Origin of the sequence: Vibrio vulnificus CMCP6, assembly GCF_000039765.1 — a bacterium.
GTDB classification, from domain to species: Bacteria; Pseudomonadota; Gammaproteobacteria; order Enterobacterales; family Vibrionaceae; genus Vibrio; species Vibrio vulnificus_B.
This window is the reverse complement of the sequence record NC_004459.3, coordinates 2489313-2505251: the sequence shown is the minus strand read 5'-3', so window position 1 is coordinate 2505251 and position 15939 is coordinate 2489313. Positions and strand designations below refer to the sequence as shown.

At 42.7% G+C, this 15939-nt stretch carries 15 protein-coding genes; 2 read left to right on the top strand and 13 right to left on the bottom strand.

Features of this window, described 5'->3' with window-relative positions; genetic code table 11:
• Window positions 1–169 precede the first annotated feature (169 nt).
• From VV1_RS11690 to VV1_RS11655, 8 genes are all read right to left on the bottom strand, one after another.
• The gene (locus VV1_RS11690; protein WP_011080324.1) at window positions 170–1705 is read right to left on the bottom strand and encodes a replication endonuclease; all 1536 of its coding nucleotides are present in this window, start codon (window positions 1703–1705) and stop codon (window positions 170–172) included.
• A complete protein-coding gene (locus VV1_RS11685; RefSeq protein WP_011080323.1) occupies window positions 1702–1953 on the bottom strand; it encodes a hypothetical protein in 252 nt (83 codons plus the stop codon). The genes VV1_RS11690 and VV1_RS11685 overlap by 4 nt, the downstream gene beginning before the upstream one ends.
• Window positions 1946–2182, bottom strand: a complete 237-nt coding sequence (locus tag VV1_RS11680) for a helix-turn-helix transcriptional regulator (RefSeq protein WP_011080322.1) — start codon at window positions 2180–2182, stop codon at window positions 1946–1948. Before VV1_RS11680 ends, VV1_RS11685 begins: the two co-directional genes overlap by 8 nt.
• Before the next feature lie 274 nt (window positions 2183–2456).
• Entirely contained in the window at window positions 2457–3665 is a 1209-nt protein-coding gene (locus VV1_RS11675) for a site-specific integrase (RefSeq protein ID WP_011080321.1), read from the bottom strand.
• A 292-nt stretch (window positions 3666–3957) separates the two neighbouring features.
• Window positions 3958–4326, bottom strand: a complete 369-nt coding sequence (locus VV1_RS11670) for a VOC family protein (RefSeq protein ID WP_011080320.1) — start codon at window positions 4324–4326, stop codon at window positions 3958–3960.
• Window positions 4327–4560: 234 nt separating this feature from the next.
• On the bottom strand, window positions 4561–4767 hold the full coding sequence (locus VV1_RS11665) for a hypothetical protein (protein ID WP_043921007.1): 207 nt from the start codon (window positions 4765–4767) through the stop codon (window positions 4561–4563).
• Window positions 4768–5468: 701 nt separating this feature from the next.
• Window positions 5469–5675 (bottom strand): hypothetical protein, encoded by a 207-nt coding sequence (locus tag VV1_RS11660; RefSeq protein WP_011080318.1) that lies wholly within the window; start codon window positions 5673–5675, stop codon window positions 5469–5471.
• Window positions 5676–6295: 620 nt separating this feature from the next.
• Entirely contained in the window at window positions 6296–6928 is a 633-nt protein-coding gene (locus VV1_RS11655) for a hypothetical protein (RefSeq protein ID WP_011080317.1), read from the bottom strand.
• 245 nt (window positions 6929–7173) lie between these two features.
• Here VV1_RS11655 and VV1_RS11650 point away from each other — a divergent pair, with 245 nt between their 5' ends.
• Window positions 7174–8142 (top strand): IS30-like element ISVa6 family transposase, encoded by a 969-nt coding sequence (locus tag VV1_RS11650; protein WP_011080312.1) that lies wholly within the window; start codon window positions 7174–7176, stop codon window positions 8140–8142.
• A 25-nt stretch (window positions 8143–8167) separates the two neighbouring features.
• Here VV1_RS11650 and VV1_RS11645 read toward each other — a convergent pair whose 3' ends face one another.
• From VV1_RS11645 to VV1_RS11620, 5 genes are all read right to left on the bottom strand, one after another.
• Entirely contained in the window at window positions 8168–8812 is a 645-nt protein-coding gene (locus tag VV1_RS11645) for an 8-oxoguanine DNA glycosylase OGG fold protein (RefSeq protein WP_011080316.1), read from the bottom strand.
• A gap of 1646 nt (window positions 8813–10458) precedes the next feature.
• The gene (locus VV1_RS11635; protein WP_133295511.1) at window positions 10459–10992 is read right to left on the bottom strand and encodes a hypothetical protein; all 534 of its coding nucleotides are present in this window, start codon (window positions 10990–10992) and stop codon (window positions 10459–10461) included.
• A 587-nt stretch (window positions 10993–11579) separates the two neighbouring features.
• Window positions 11580–12068 (bottom strand): hypothetical protein, encoded by a 489-nt coding sequence (locus tag VV1_RS11630; protein WP_043921004.1) that lies wholly within the window; start codon window positions 12066–12068, stop codon window positions 11580–11582.
• A 145-nt stretch (window positions 12069–12213) separates the two neighbouring features.
• Complete coding sequence (locus tag VV1_RS11625; RefSeq protein ID WP_011080315.1) at window positions 12214–12732, bottom strand: GNAT family N-acetyltransferase; 519 nt, start codon at window positions 12730–12732, stop codon at window positions 12214–12216.
• Between the two features lie 1114 nt (window positions 12733–13846).
• The gene (locus tag VV1_RS11620) at window positions 13847–14191 is read right to left on the bottom strand and encodes a hypothetical protein (RefSeq protein WP_043921003.1); all 345 of its coding nucleotides are present in this window, start codon (window positions 14189–14191) and stop codon (window positions 13847–13849) included.
• A 776-nt stretch (window positions 14192–14967) separates the two neighbouring features.
• Here VV1_RS11620 and VV1_RS11615 point away from each other — a divergent pair.
• On the top strand, window positions 14968–15936 hold the full coding sequence (locus VV1_RS11615; RefSeq protein ID WP_011080312.1) for an IS30-like element ISVa6 family transposase: 969 nt from the start codon (window positions 14968–14970) through the stop codon (window positions 15934–15936).
• The last annotated feature ends 3 nt before the right edge of the window (window positions 15937–15939 follow it).

Here is a 15939-nt window from a genome sequence, read left to right as displayed (position 1 = left end):
GTTCATTTCTCCAACGCCACTAAAGCATACACAATAACACTTGATAGAAACTCTTTGAATATACTACAACAAGTCGATAATTCGGGTTAGATACTTTACTTATTTTTCGATACCTCTAAGCTCTATTGTCTGATTTTTGATTGAATACAGTTATTCACAGAACTCCAAGTTAAAAAGCGTGACGCATGTTAGATTCGATGCGCCACTTAAACAGACGAGTGATGATTTCACGCCCTTCAATGGCAACCCCTTTCAACGCTCTAACCAGCTCACTGGCACAGTACAACGTGGTTTTGATAACGCCGGTCTCCGTGTCGATTGAAAACGCATAGTGCGGCTTAAACACTTGCGCTTTGCGTGTACTGAACACACCGCCCATGCGCTGCGTGAATCGCTTCCAGTCGCCTTTATCTGCCGCTTCCACAATCTCTTTTGCCACTACGGGTAAATCTTGCATTTCTTTGAGGCGGCGCAGCTCTCGCCATACCGTCACAGAGCAGCCGCCGAGCTGTTGAAACTGGCGGATACCCCAACATGAAGCCCATGCGTCCACTCTTGCGGCGGCGTCCTTTGGGTCTTCCCCATAGACACCACAATCAAGATCACTTCCATCAATGTTTTTCGAGATGTATTTGGCGATGTATCCGGTAGCGCTGCCTTTGGCGGGGTCGATTTTGACTTCGGTAAAACGGTGCTCCGTTGCGCCCTTTTCCTCTCCATCTTCGCGCATGGCGTAATCACGCATGGTTTGCACCATCAGGTCATAGTGTTTGGGCTCGACAAACAGCAGCAAATGCCAGTGCGGTGTGCCGTCATGTTGCGGCTCTGCTACACGAAAACCGTAGAAACGCACACCCAAACGATTGAGTGTTGAGCGCATCAGTTTCCAGATGTCATTAAGGTAAGTTTGCCCGTCCAGCGGGGTATGCCCTGCCCATTTGGGGTTCACCTGTCCCGATGTGGAATAACTGCGATGGTACTTTGACGGACAAGTAATAGTGAGAAAGGTTGCTACATGACCGAGTTCTTTGGCTAGGTCTTCAAAGCCTCTGGCTCTGACCATCAGCTCGCCTTTGCGAATGGTCGGGTCGGAAACGCCTTTTTGTGACAGTTCCAGTAAAGAGAACGACTGACCTAGCTCATTGGTGGCGATGGTGTTTTCGAGATACGCCTTTTGATAGGCTTTCTGCTGACGCCTTGCCATCAGTGTGGGCATCGAGCAATAGAGGCTTTTGTGTTTGTTCACTTGGTTGAGGTGATGCAACACCAGTTCGATGTTACGTCGTAACGCCTTGCGCAATCCTCGCAGCCACCATTTGCGTCGAGCTACTTCACCTCTAAGTGAATATTGCCCGCCATAGGGCGTTAACCCTTTTTGGGCGACAAACTCACGCAGCACGCTCAAGGCGCGTTCGTCATTACGAAAACGGCGGCGGCGCTCCAACACTTCCGCAGCGTTCGTTTTGGCTTTTGCGCGCAAGTCTTCTTCACTGACGTTCAGCGTGATTTTGCCAATCGGCAGCGACAACTTGGCCGCAATCGCCTCCACCGTGGCTCTAAGGTAGGTATTGCGTTCAAACTTGGTCGGATAGCTCAGGTATTCTTTAAGTAGCAAACGCTGAATGACGTCCGGAAATGGCAAAAGCCTTTGCTGAACAAAGGCTCTGTCGTCACGGTCAATGCAAGAAAGGTCGAGTGTGCTCATCGAATGCCCTTCCCTTTTTCAGTGATGGAAAAGACATCCCAACGCAAACCGTTGAACTGTTGTGGGGTATAGTGGATAAGCCCCTCTTTCATCAGTTTATGGATGGTTTTGTGATGCACCTGTATCGGTAAAAGGGATTTCGGTTGCACATCGCCATTATGGGGACAGTAATCCGAGCACACATCAAAGGTGCGCCCTGCTCTCATCCATTTCAGTAGCGTGATTTGCTCCGGTGTTAAATTAACCATGCAGCCACCCTCCTTGAGAAAGGTGGTTAAGTTTGGTTTGGCTATCAAGCCATGCGTCTAAGTCTTCTTTGAGGTAGCGAACCGCACGACCAATTTTAATGAACGGTGGTGCAAGAGTACGGTTTTTACGCTGCCCTTCCATACGGGCTTGACGTAAGAAAGAACGGCTCATGCCAATGTAAATCGAGGTTTCTTGCTCTGTGTATGCACGTTTATCAAGTGTTTTCATATGTGTGTCACCTACTTTGTTGTTTAGGAAGTGACATTGAAACTACACAGTTTAAAAAAGGGATTTGAAATCGGATTTAGAATCGCGTGTTTCGATTTGTTAAGCCAATCACAAAACACCCTTTTGGGGACTCCCAAAAGCGCTATGTCAGCATAAAAAACCAAATAGATTGCAGATTGCAGACGTTTTTCTAAATCATGTTCACAATGTTTCTAAATAAAATCCCTACAGATACCCAATCCAATAGAGCAACATTCTAAAAATCATCACGCATTTAACCGATGAGATTCACCGCACTGGCCTTATGTTCAGGAGCCAGATGCGCATAGCGCAGCGTCATTTTTAAATCCGCATGGCCCAACAATTCACGAACCACGTTCAAATCCGCTTCTTTCATCACCAACTTACTGGCGAAATGGTGGCGCAAGTCGTGAAAACGGAAATTCTCTATTCCCGCATCTTTGAGTAACGACTCCCACTGGTACTGATAAGAGTCGAGCGGTTTGCCATTTCGCTCAAACACCAATTCGGTATCCGGATTTTGCTCATGCCAAGCCTGTAACATGGTATACACCGTGTTATTGAGTGGAATGGTGCGTTTGTTTTTCGATTTGGCATTCTCAGAGCGAATGGTCAAATACCTGTCTTCCATGTTGATGTGTGACCACTTAAGCGACAACATTTCGCCTTTGCGCATACCTGTATTGAGTGCCAGTACAATCAACGGCTCTAAGAAATCCACATAGCGCTGTGACACCAGCCTTTGGGCGCGCTTACCGTACCTTTGCAATGCTTCGTCTTTTAAACGTGCATCACGCGCTTTCAAGCTCTCCAGTAATGCCGCCTCTTCACTCACCGACAGGTAACGAATACGCTTGTTATCAATGCGAGGGATTTTTACATTATCAAGAGAGTGAGAATCGATAAAACCCCACTCCACCGCACGATTGAACACTGCTCTTAGGCGGTTATAGGCATAGGAAATGGTCGCAGGGGCGCGACCTGCTTTGCTACGTTCGGCCACCCACTGCTGAATGTCCCAAGCGGTAATTTCAACTAGTGGCTTAGTGGATAAATGTTTGAAGTTGCTTTGAATGCACATCAACGACTTTTGCGCCGTTTTTTCATTAATCGACATGAGATAGGCGGAATAATGTTCCTCAAGGAATTTACTCAGTGTCAGGCTGTTACGCTGCTCTCGCTTTTTCGCTTCATGGCGAGTGACTTGCACATCTTCCCCCGCCGCGACTTGCCCTGCTTTTTCTTTGGCTAAGTCTCGCGCTTGCGCTGGCGTTAAAGCATTAGCTGAACCGAGCAAGAAATTGCGCTGCTTACCGTGAATTCGATAGTAGAGGTAATACTTGATCACCCCTTTGGGCGAAATCCGCGCATGAAATCCGCTGATTTCAGTGTCGTTCAATCGCTTGTCTGCGATGGTGAGATTTTTGATAGAGCTGGCGGTGATTTTCTGCTTGATAGCCATGACACAGATTCCTTGTGTAGCGATTATGTAGCAGAATTATTGTATACGCAGGCATTTAAATGAACAACAACAAACAACCAACCAACATTTAAAGCATTGATTTAGATTACATTAAATATCTTCTCTGTTCTTTGCTGTTTACTGAGTAATACATACCAATCCCAGCGTTAAGGGGTGAATGCCGCATAAACCAACCTTCCGCAGACCACTTTCACAAATGAACTAACCGCATACCAAAAATGCCACGCGGCATGAATCCCACTTGAACGCCTTGTTATATGCGTAGCTTCGGCTACATAAAGACTGCTTCAATTTTGTTACCGTCAACATCGCGGACAAACGCTGCATAGTAAGTCTCACCGTACTCTGGACGCAAGCTAGGCTTACCGGCACACTCGCCACCAAGCTCTAATGCAGTAGCATAAAACTGGTCAACCGCTTCTTTGTTTGGCGCGTTGAAAGCAATGTGAGTTCCATTACCTGAAGAAGCTGCATTTTCACATGGGCAACCTACCCAAAACTCAAAGTTTTCGCCGTAGGCAGCCGCGACATTCTCAATGTAATGAGCCCGTTTTATGGACAAAGCAGATAGAACTGAATCGTAAAAAACCACCGCAGATGGCACATTTGAAACACCAACTGAGACATGATTTAGAATCATTTTAAACTCCCTTTTGCTCACAGATTTTGAAAGCATATAACGCCCAATTAAGGGGTGAACAACGCCTCCACCTAAACTTAAAGCATTGTGCCATAAACACTAAAACTGAAGTAGAAGCAAAAGTGCCAAGCGTTGTGAATCCCTCTTAAATTGCTTGTTATATGCGTACTTGAATATGAAAATACGACTTCTTTAAGTGGCACTTACCTACCTTTCAGACGATTCCCTATGTATTTACGAAAACAAAGCATTAATTGCAGATACAATAAGGCCCAATGCTGGTGCAAACAAACATAGAATGACAACAACGAAGAGTAAGATAATACGCTTCCAAGACTTTGCTGCTTCCTGGGCAAATTTGACTGTAAACCAAGAATCCGAAGCAACTAACATCGCGTCTTCTTGCTGCGAATTGCTATTTCGTTTCTCATAGAGTGACATAAGTTCTATTCCTTCTACTGACGGAAGCATATAACGCCGCGTTAAGGGGTGCAGGCACGCAATACAAAAGCTACCGCACAGCGACTTAATCACCGAACCCAACGCAAACCGAAAATGCCACGCGTGCCAAATCCCACTTAAACGCTTTGTTATGCTTAAGCTTCAATGGGTTACGTTTTTCTGGGAACAAGATTAACTCGACTTTGATTCAGAAACAAAAGCCAAAACTTAGAAAACTGAAATGAATCATAGTTTTGATATTCAGGTTAGGAATTTTGGCAAATCTAGTTTGAAGTTTGAAAGCCTAGAAATGGATTTCTGATTGAGCCACCGCCCCAACCTCGCGCTTGCCCGAGAATTGAATGAGGCAATTCTCTGAATTTCCAGCGCCACAGAATAAGTGTCCGAAAAGCAGCGTTCAAAAAAGCCAACTTGCCGACAAACTCGAAACTAACAAGCCGAGGGAACAAAGAAAAACCATAAACCACTGATTTTAGGTGATTAAGCATAACGCCAAATTAAGTAGTGAGCAACGCTGCCACTAACCTAAAGCATTGTGCCGTAAACACAAAAGCTGACTCAAACCAAAAATGCCAAGCGTTGCGAATCTGCTTAAATTTATTGTTATATGCGTACTTGAATATGAAAATACGACTTCTTTAAGTGGCACTTACCTACCTTTCAGACGATTCCCTATGTATTTACGAAAACAAAGCATTAATTGCAGATACAATAAGGCCCAATGCTGGTGCAAACAAACATAGAATGGCAACAACGAAGAGTAAGATAATACGCTTCCAAGACTTTGCTGCTTCCTGGGCAAATTTGACTGTAAACCAAGAATCCGAAGCAACTAACATCGCGTCTTCTTGCTGCGAATTGCTATTTCGTTTCTCATAGAGTGACATAAGTTCTATTCCTTCTACTGACGGAAGCATATAACGCCGCGTTAAGGGGTGCAGGCACGCAATACAAAAGCTACCGCATAGTGCCGTAACCACCGAACTCAACGCAAACTAAAAATGCCACGCGTGCCAAATCCCACTTTAACGCTTTGTTATGCTTAAGCTTCAACGCCCACATTTTTACCAAAACCAAGATTAACTCGGCTAGGATTAGTTAACAAAAGGCAAAACCTAAAAAACTGAAATGACTCATGATTTTTGAAAATCTGACTTTGAAATTTGGCTACTAAAACTCAAAAACCTAAGTTCAAAGTTCTGAATGAGCCAACTGCCCTAACCTCACGCTTACGCGAAAACTGATTAAGGCAATCCTCTGAATTTCCAGCGCCAAAGAATTGATGTCCAGAAAATAGCGCCCTATGAAGCTGACTTGCCGACGAACTCGAAACTAACAAGCCGAGGGAACAAAGAAAAACACTAAACCACTGATTTTACGAGATTAAGCATAACGCCTTGTTAAGGTGTGAGGCACGCAATACCGAAGCTCCCGCATACCACCTTAACCACTAAAACTAACGCATAGTAAAAATGCCACGCGTGCCGAATCACTCTTGAACAATTTGTTATAAAGATTTTTTCTCAGTTGCCTTTTCATAGTCATTGAGTGCTCTATTGATGTGATACACAGAAAACAAGGCACTACCATCATTGAGCATATAAAAGCCTAATGGTAGGAAGATAACACCAGAAATAATAAGGCTTGGCTCAAATCCAGTAACAATGGAGTAAATCGATAATAAAAATGTTATGAACCCAAAGCCAGCTATCAGCAATCCAAACACCAAATTATAAGAAGCAATAACCTTATCTAGGATATTTAATCTGATCCGGTACGACAAAAGTTCTACACCTGAAATATCAGGTAAAAGTTGGACTGTTTTCAAAACATGTCTGAAAGAGACCGTCGCCCCAACTCTTTCATTAAGTACATAAACTGCTTTTAACATTGGGAAACTAACACGAGTACCATGAATACCTTTAAAACACTCAATATCTAGCTCGTTTTTTAAATGAGTCTTTAGTTCTTCCGAGACACTCGGTTCTTGTAAAGCAGATAAAATTTGAGCCATTCTATTTTTTCTAAGCAAGAAGTAGTACTCGGTTACTCTAGGAGCATTTATAGCAATAGTTACGATCACTACAACAATCGCAATCCAGTAATCACCACTTTTTAGTAACTCAACAACTAAGTCCATTTATCGTGAAAGTCTCCTAATCTTTATAACGCCGCATTAAGGTGTGAGCAACGCTACCACGAAACTTGACCATACCACCTTAAACACAAAACCCAACGATGGAATGAAAAATGCCAAGCGTTGGGAATCACTCTTAAATGCTTTGTTAGGTATCTTGGATTCAAGTACGAAGTGCGACACCTCTGAACATAAAAACAGTGAGATGCGATAATCATGAAGTTTGCTCCCGCCAAGAAGTAAAAAACATGAGATACACGCACCTCACTGAGAACGAAAGGTATATGATTTCTGCGCTCAGAAAGCAAGGAATTAGTACCGCTAAAATAGCTAAACAACTAGGTCGTCACAAAGCTACTATCTATCGAGAAATTGAACGTAATTCCCGATACAACAGACACTTTAGAAGGTTCTCCTATCAAGCATGGAGAGCCCAACAGATGGCTCGCAACCGGCTAAGCCGCTCGCGCAGAAACAAGCGCTATAGCGAAATCGACTTCAGGTTACCTGAAGCCTTGCTACGACTGGATTGGAGCCCTGACCAAATCGTCGGATACCTAAGGGTAAGAGGCTATCCAACAATGAGCCACGAGCTCATTTATCAGCATATTTGGAACGACAAAACTCTCGGTGGAACACTATGGAAACATCTACGCCAATCGACCAAGAAAAGGCGCAAAAGATATAACTCAAAAGACAGCCGAGGTCGGCTGGCAGCAAAGCGTCATATTACCGAAAGACCTGCAAAAGCTGAGCATCGAAATGAGCCTGGCCATTGGGAAATTGATACCGTCGTTGGCCGCGGAACCAAGCACTGTATCGTAACTTTAGTCGACAGAATGACTGGCTACACTTTTATAGGGCAAATGGACGATAGAACAAGCGAGTCGCTCAACGTAAGAATGAGCAAAATCATGACCCGCTCTGACTTACCTTTTAAGACGATAACTGCGGATAACGGCACTGAATTTCATGGTTATGCACAACTGGAAAAACATCATAACTGTCTGTTTTACTTTGCAAATCCATACCATTCATGGGAGCGAGGGACTAATGAAAACACCAATGGTTTGATACGACAATACTTACCAAAACGAACTTCTATGTCACACGTAACACAGAAGCTCTGCAATGAAATTGCACACAAATTAAATACGCGCCCACGCAAAAGACTTGGGTATAGGACACCAACGGAGTATATTCATGCGCATCTGTAAAAAGTGTCGCACTTCAAACTTGATACTAAGTATGTTGTTTTAGATTTTGCCCAAACATAAACAAAAACATCTCTGCCTGTGCTGCTGTGCACTCTGAAGATAGTGCAAAGTCGTTCATAATTTTCAGATACTCAGGATAAAGGTTTGGGGCATTTGTATAAGTTATACGCTTCATGCAAACAAACTCTTTATAAATACCTGTATTGATAGCTTCAATTACACGTATGTCCAAAATTAGTGGCTCATGCCCCTCAATTTTACCTCCAACAAAATAGAGAAATTTTGAGTATGTAGACAAACCTAACCCACTAATTTCTTTTACTTTGTTGTAGTGTATTTTCCAGTCATCAATACCTTGCGATGCACACTTTAACAAAGAGGCTATTTCAGGCAATTTATTGACAATCTTTGAGAAGTTGTTGCCTCTCATACCCGATGAGTAGCCCCATAGAATCGTTGCTATTATTAACTTGTTGTAATCCTGAGTGTCTGCGATGTCTTTGAGGTCTTGCCTGCATAGTTTTACCTCCAGTTCACCAGAAAATATAGACTGTATTGTATTCCAGATTTCTGGGTGGCTCTCTTGATACTTTTCCCAAGTAGCTAGTTTTGTGCCAATAGCATGGTCTGCTACAGGCAAATGACCAATCAAGGATTTGTAATTTTCCATAGTTCCCTCTGAATACCTAACGCTGCGTTAAGGGGTGCAGGCACGCAATACAAAAGCTACCGCACAGTGCCGTAACCACCGAACTCAACGCAAACTGAAAATGCCACGCGTGCCAAATCCCACTTAAACGCCTTGTTATGTTTAAGGCTCAAAGGGTTAAGTTTACGAAACCAAGAGCTTAACTCGACTTAGCGTTGAAAACCAAAACCAGAAGCTAAAAAACTGAATTAACTCATAAATTCGATTTTACTAACATTGAGTTTTAGCTTGAAAAACCGAAAACTGGAACTCTAACTTTGGGATAGAGAACACTCGCCAACACACTGGATTTCAATGAGGCAATTCTCTGAATTTTTCGCGCCCGCGAATAGGAGTCCAGAAAACAGCGACCACTGAAGTTAGCTTGCCGACAAGGGAAAAACTTGAAAGCTACGTGAACAAAAAAGAGTGCAAACAACTGATTTTACGTGATTAAACATAACGCCGCGTTAAGTGGTGAACAACGCCAACCACCAAACCTAAACCATTGTACCTTAAACACTAAATTCAATTTAAACTGAGATCGCCAAGCGTTGTGAATCCGCCTTAAACGCCTTGTTAGGCGAAGTTTCCCAGCGGGGTTTAAGGTTGTTTGAAAGCAGATTACCCGAAACCGAATAAGCAACCAAACACCCACTGACTTTTTGTGATTCAAGAACCAAAATATCACTATATTTCAGCCAAAATTCCAACGACCACGAAATGCTGACCTTCAGCAACAAAGCGGGATTTGAGCCCGAAAATGCCAAAGCGACAAACTAGCAGCGAAATCGAAAGCCTCAATTGACTTGCCCTTGCCACACTTTGAGCAAGTCAAACTCACCGCCATCCAACACTGAAAAATAATGAGGCAACCCACGAATTTTGGCATGTTTTACGGTTGGAGAGATTCAAGGATTTGAGCCGACAATACCAAATTGCCGACTTAGAAAAACGAATGCTCAAAGAGAACTAAGAAGATGAGAACTAAGAAGATGAGAACAAAGAAGATGAGAACAAAGAACGTTCCTGCCCGTCGCCTAACGCCGCGTTAAGGGGTGAATGCCGCCTAAACCAACCTTCCGCACACCACTTTCACCGCAAAAATCACCGCATACCAAAAATGCCACGCGGCATGAATCCCACTTGAACGCTTTGTTATGCTTAAGCTTCAATGGCTTAGTTTGACCAGAACCAAGATTAACTCGACTTTGATTTACAAACAAAAACCAAACCGTAGAAAACCGAAATGACTCATAGTTTTGATGATCAGACTCGGGAGTCTGGCCACTCAGACTTAGAAACCTAGAAGTGGATTTCTGATTGAGCCAATCGCCCTAACCTCGCGCTTGCCCGAGAATTGATAGAGGCAATTCTCTGCATTTCCAGCGCCAAAGAATGAGTGTCCGAAAAATAGCGCTCACAAAAGCCAACTTGCCGACAAACACCAAACTGAAAAGCAGAGGGGACAAAAAAAACCATAAACCACTGATTTTACGTGATTAAGCATAACGCCGCGTTAAGTAGTGAGCAACGCAGACCACTAAACTTAAAGTATTGTGCCGTAAACACTAAATTTGAAGCAAACCGAAAATGCCGAGCGTTGGGAATCTGTCTTAAACGCTTTGTTATGTGTTGGCTAAATTGACAGAAAGACTATTCTCACTGTGCTCAACTTTTAGCTTCACATTCTTTCCACTTGCTACACTTAAAAAAACACTCAGAACATTAACCAACTGAATATAATACAATTCTTTCTTACTGTCGTAGTCAGAAACAAAATAGAAGCCCACACAAAAGTTCCCGTCGGGTACAAATGGCGAAAAATGAACACTATGAACAAATTGGTGGCAAATTTTCTTTAGACTAAACTGCTTATCAAAGCCCTTACTGTGATTGTAATTACGAATCCACTTTTCTGACTTTGCCTCTTCGGAAGAGGGGTAAGCTGTTAATGTCCAATTAAGGCTGGATACGCCTTGATCTAAATGCCCGTTTTCCCGCAATTTTCGGATAGCGTAAAACCCAACAAATATCGATTTTTCAACCTCATATTCTAGTCGTTCATGCCACTCTTGTGAGCGATAAAGCCCCTCTAAAAAATGTGCCGAGGCTTTAAGTTCATCCAACCAAAATTGCTTTAAACGTACATCAATCATCATTTCCTCTTAAACACATAACGCCGCGTTAAGGGGTGAATGCCGCATAAACCAACTTTCCGCAGACCACTTCACCACCAAAACTTACTGCATACCAAAAATGCCACGCGGCATGAATCCCTCTTGAACGCCTTGTTATGCTTAAGCTTCAATGGGTTACGTTTTTCTGGAAACAAGATTAACTCCACTTTGATTTACAAACAAAAGCCAAAACGTAGAAAACCGAAATGACTCATAGTTTTGAAATTCGGCCGCTAAAACTCAAAAAGCTAAGATCAAATCGCTGATTGAGCCAGCCACCCTAACCTCGCACTTGCTTGAAAACTGATTGAGGCAATTCTCTGAATTTTCAGCGCCAAAGAATAAGTGTCCGAAAAGCAGCGCCCAATGAAGTCAACTTGCCGACAAGCACAAAACAAATCAGCTAAGGGAACAAAGAAAAACATAAACCACTGATTTTAAGTGATTAAGCATAACGCCCTGTTAAGGTGTGAGCAACGTAATACTGAAGCTCCTGCACACCATATTAAACACTAAACGCAACGCATAGTAAAAATACCATGCGTTGCGAATCACTCTTAAACAGATTGTTAGCTTTCATTTTGTGGAAGTAATAACGAACAAGCATGTGCTTTAATGTCAAAACCAGTTTTTAATAAGTATCTATGTGAGTAAACCTCGTTGACTGAAGAATCAATCTTGATATGACTACAGCCATTTTCTCTAGCATACTTCTTTAGCCACTTTATAAGAAAAATACCACCATAATATTCATCAGGATCCACATGGGAATAAACATCATTGTTTAGATAATTTTCGTTATGACTTTGGATTTCTCCCTTTGTTAGCAAGTCTTCAATATGAAGGTGTTTTCCATGAGAAAAATTTTCCCGAAGAAAAAAACCGGCTATTCCATAATCATCCGCACCATCATTTAGATACGCGATTTTGTAGCCCTGTTTTATCAGCCTCTTTAAAGTAGTCTCAATTTCATCCTCCGTGCACTGTGGTTTCAGCTTTTTGTAATACCAAAGAGCAACTTGGACTTTAATCTCGTCTTCAATTAACCAAACTTTCATACAATTCTCCTTGTAAAGCTAACGCTGCGTTAAGGGGTGCAGGCACGCAATACAAAAGCTACCGCACAGTGCCGTAATCACTGAACCCAACGCAAACTGAAAATGCCACGCGTGCCAAATCCCACTTAAACGCTTTGTTATACCGTTACTTACAGCTGACCCAATACCTAGCTAAAGGATTTGGAAACATCTTACCTATAACGATTTTTTCAAACTCACCACCGTTAGCTTCGATAACACCACGCGATGCAAAGTTATCTTCATCAGCAGTCAGCAGTGCTCGCTCGATGCCAAGAGCGGCAGCTTTCGAAAGCGCCAACTTCAGCATTAACTTACCGTTACCCTTTCTACGATATGAGGGGGCTATATCGTAGCCAATATGCCCACCTTCTAAAGAGAGGAAATCATTGTCAATATTATGGCGAACCCGAATAACTCCGAGGATAGACCTTACACTATCTATCAGCCAGAAATGACTACATGGTACATAACCGTCACGTAAGTTTATACCCTTAGCTTCGTCACTCAAGCGCTGAACATATTTGGAAAAATCAACTTTACCTTCAAGGTAATAATCAGCATTTTCAACATCGTTTTGAGCAAAGTCCTCATAGAACCGTTCAAAAGCAGACTTAAACTCTTGCGATGGTACAACTAACTCCATGTAATTTTCTCCGATAAGGTATAACGCCGCATTAAGGGGTGAACAACGCCACCACCTAACCTAAGCCATTGTGCCGTAATCACTAAAGCCTATTCAAACCAAAACTGCCAAGCGTTGTGAATCCCTCTTGAATGCTTTGTTAGTTGCCAAACCTAAAGCTTTGATTTGAAGTTAATTGCCGCTTTGCCAACACTGTATTTGCGTATTTTGGAAAACTCAAATCAGGCGCAGTTTCCAAGCGCCTGTCACTGAAACCACTTGGAACATACAACGCCTTTGAATACAGCCTAACAACACCAAAAAACTCATTTGAAAAGACAATATCACAGAGCTGACTCTCAACAAGTGAATTGGCTTCTGAAACAGAAAGTCCGACCACAAAAAACCAAAGCTGATTTGCTCAAACCTAAAAGACTAAAATTTGGAATACGAAACCGAGCCAAAAATGCACGAACATTAGCCCTAAACATTCTGCTTTAGCTGCGTTTTTCTCGCTAGCAACTAACGCCGCGTTAAGGGGTGCAGGCACGCAATACAAAAGCTACCGCACAGTGCCGTAACTACTGAACCCAACGCAAACTGAAAATGCCACGCGTGCCAAATCCCACTTAAACGCCTTGTTATGCTTAAGCTTCAATGGGTTACGTTTTAATAGAACCAAGATTAACTCGACTTTGATTTACAAACAAAAGCCAAAACGTAGAAAACCGAAATGAATCATAGTTTTGATAATCAGGCTCGGAATTTTGGCACATCTGGTTTGAAGTTTGAAAACCTAGAAATGGATTTCTGATTGAGCCAACCGCCCTAACTTCGCGCTTGCCCGAGAATTGATTGAGGCAATTCTCAGAGTTTTTAGCGCCAAAGAATAAGTGTCCGAAAAACAGCGCTCGAAAAAGCCGGCTTGCCGACAAACACAAAACTGAAAAGCCGAGGGAACAAAGAAAAATCATAAACCACTGATTTTACGTGATTAAGCATAACGCCGCGTTAAGGGGTGAATGCCGCATAAACCAACTTTCCGCAGACCACTTCACCACCAAAACTTACTGCATACAAAAAATGCCACGCGGCATGAATCCCGCTTTAACGCCTTGTTATGTGTGTGGTTCAACTAGTCCCACTGCCCCTGCTCACTCACCAAAACTTTTTCATCTTGAGTTACTGTTAGTACACCAGAATCTGAAATCATGTAAACAACGTTACTATTAGTGAACTTATAACCCAAAAATTTTGAAGGAGTACCATCTGACAAATGAGTATGTAACGTGTGACCTTTAAGAATAATCTCATCACCAGATTTCTTAGACTTGCCATAATAAGTTACATCATCACAAGTAACCTCGCCTTCCATGCAGTTTGATGCTATCGAAACAACATAGTTCTTTGTCACTAAGGTTGTCGCTAAACTTGAAAAACTAGCAAAAAGCAGCATGAACAAAGCTCCATACCTAGCCATGACTATCTCCAAACACATAACGCCCAATTAAGTAGTGAGCAACGCAGTACAAACGCTACCGCATTGCACCATAAACGCAAAACTCACTGCAAACCAAAACTGCCACGCGTTGCGAATCTGCTTAAATTGTTTGTTATGCGATTTTTCGGCAATGCTAAATTGGCTAACGAAAACATTACCTTAAACACGACAAACTACAAACGCTCAGATGACTTTTTGTGATTCAAGAACCGACAGATTCAACATTTCGTAAAAAGGTCACCACGAGTGCGGAACGCAGCTTTAAAGCGAAGATTTGGATTTTGATTGTGAGAAATTCAACGAGCCGAAATATCAGCAATTACCGACTTTCCGTAAACCTGCCCTTTCCACACTTTACGCCCGAAAACCTTACCTCGGCCAAATGCGATTTTTAATGAGGCAGCTTCACGAACTTTTGCATGTTTTATGGTTTGAGTGATTCAAGGATTTGAGCCGACAATGCTGATTTGCCGAAACCAAAAAACGAATTGCCAAAGAGAACGAAATTGAAGTTATATTAAAATTTAGCCTTGTCGCATAACGCTCTGTTAAGGTGTGAGCAACGCAATACAGAAGCTCCCGCATACCACCTTAATCACTAAAACCGACGCATAGTAAAAATGCCACGCGTTGCGAATCACTCTTAAACAGTTTGTTATGTAACTTGGATTCAAGTACGAAGTGCGACACCTCTGAACATAAAAACAGTGAGATGCGATAATCATGAAGTTTGCTCCCGCCAAGAAGTAAAAAACATGAGATACACGCACCTCACTGAGAACGAAAGGTATATGATTTCTGCGCTCAGAAAGCAAGGAATTAGTACCGCTAAAATAGCTAAACAACTAGGTCGTCACAAAGCTACTATCTATCGAGAAATTGAACGTAATTCCCGATACAACAGACACTTTAGAAGGTTCTCCTATCAAGCATGGAGAGCCCAACAGATGGCTCGCAACCGGCTAAGCCGCTCGCGCAGAAACAAGCGCTATAGCGAAATCGACTTCAGGTTACCTGAAGCCTTGCTACGACTGGATTGGAGCCCTGACCAAATCGTCGGATACCTAAGGGTAAGAGGCTATCCAACAATGAGCCACGAGCTCATTTATCAGCATATTTGGAACGACAAAACTCTCGGTGGAACACTATGGAAACATCTACGCCAATCGACCAAGAAAAGGCGCAAAAGATATAACTCAAAAGACAGCCGAGGTCGGCTGGCAGCAAAGCGTCATATTACCGAAAGACCTGCAAAAGCTGAGCATCGAAATGAGCCTGGCCATTGGGAAATTGATACCGTCGTTGGCCGCGGAACCAAGCACTGTATCGTAACTTTAGTCGACAGAATGACTGGCTACACTTTTATAGGGCAAATGGACGATAGAACAAGCGAGTCGCTCAACGTAAGAATGAGCAAAATCATGACCCGCTCTGACTTACCTTTTAAGACGATAACTGCGGATAACGGCACTGAATTTCATGGTTATGCACAACTGGAAAAACATCATAACTGTCTGTTTTACTTTGCAAATCCATACCATTCATGGGAGCGAGGGACTAATGAAAACACCAATGGTTTGATACGACAATACTTACCAAAACGAACTTCTATGTCACACGTAACACAGAAGCTCTGCAATGAAATTGCACACAAATTAAATACGCGCCCACGCAAAAGACTTGGGTATAGGACACCAACGGAGTATATTCATGCGCATCTGTAAAAA

What these genes read in the sequence shown, in the direction of transcription:
- VV1_RS11690 (WP_011080324.1), bottom strand. Translation starts at nt 1,705, where the DNA reads ATGAGCACACTCGACCTTTCTTGCATTGACCGTGACGACAGAGCCTTT.
- VV1_RS11685 (WP_011080323.1), bottom strand. Translation starts at nt 1,953, where the DNA reads ATGGTTAATTTAACACCGGAGCAAATCACGCTACTGAAATGGATGAGA.
- VV1_RS11680 (WP_011080322.1), bottom strand. Translation starts at nt 2,182, where the DNA reads ATGAAAACACTTGATAAACGTGCATACACAGAGCAAGAAACCTCGATT.
- VV1_RS11675 (WP_011080321.1), bottom strand. Translation starts at nt 3,665, where the DNA reads ATGGCTATCAAGCAGAAAATCACCGCCAGCTCTATCAAAAATCTCACC.
- VV1_RS11670 (WP_011080320.1), bottom strand. Translation starts at nt 4,326, where the DNA reads ATGATTCTAAATCATGTCTCAGTTGGTGTTTCAAATGTGCCATCTGCG.
- VV1_RS11665 (WP_043921007.1), bottom strand. Translation starts at nt 4,767, where the DNA reads ATGTCACTCTATGAGAAACGAAATAGCAATTCGCAGCAAGAAGACGCG.
- VV1_RS11660 (WP_011080318.1), bottom strand. Translation starts at nt 5,675, where the DNA reads ATGTCACTCTATGAGAAACGAAATAGCAATTCGCAGCAAGAAGACGCG.
- VV1_RS11655 (WP_011080317.1), bottom strand. Translation starts at nt 6,928, where the DNA reads ATGGACTTAGTTGTTGAGTTACTAAAAAGTGGTGATTACTGGATTGCG.
- VV1_RS11650 (WP_011080312.1), top strand. Translation starts at nt 7,174, where the DNA reads ATGAGATACACGCACCTCACTGAGAACGAAAGGTATATGATTTCTGCG.
- VV1_RS11645 (WP_011080316.1), bottom strand. Translation starts at nt 8,812, where the DNA reads ATGGAAAATTACAAATCCTTGATTGGTCATTTGCCTGTAGCAGACCAT.
- VV1_RS11635 (WP_133295511.1), bottom strand. Translation starts at nt 10,992, where the DNA reads ATGATGATTGATGTACGTTTAAAGCAATTTTGGTTGGATGAACTTAAA.
- VV1_RS11630 (WP_043921004.1), bottom strand. Translation starts at nt 12,068, where the DNA reads ATGAAAGTTTGGTTAATTGAAGACGAGATTAAAGTCCAAGTTGCTCTT.
- VV1_RS11625 (WP_011080315.1), bottom strand. Translation starts at nt 12,732, where the DNA reads ATGGAGTTAGTTGTACCATCGCAAGAGTTTAAGTCTGCTTTTGAACGG.
- VV1_RS11620 (WP_043921003.1), bottom strand. Translation starts at nt 14,191, where the DNA reads ATGGCTAGGTATGGAGCTTTGTTCATGCTGCTTTTTGCTAGTTTTTCA.
- VV1_RS11615 (WP_011080312.1), top strand. Translation starts at nt 14,968, where the DNA reads ATGAGATACACGCACCTCACTGAGAACGAAAGGTATATGATTTCTGCG.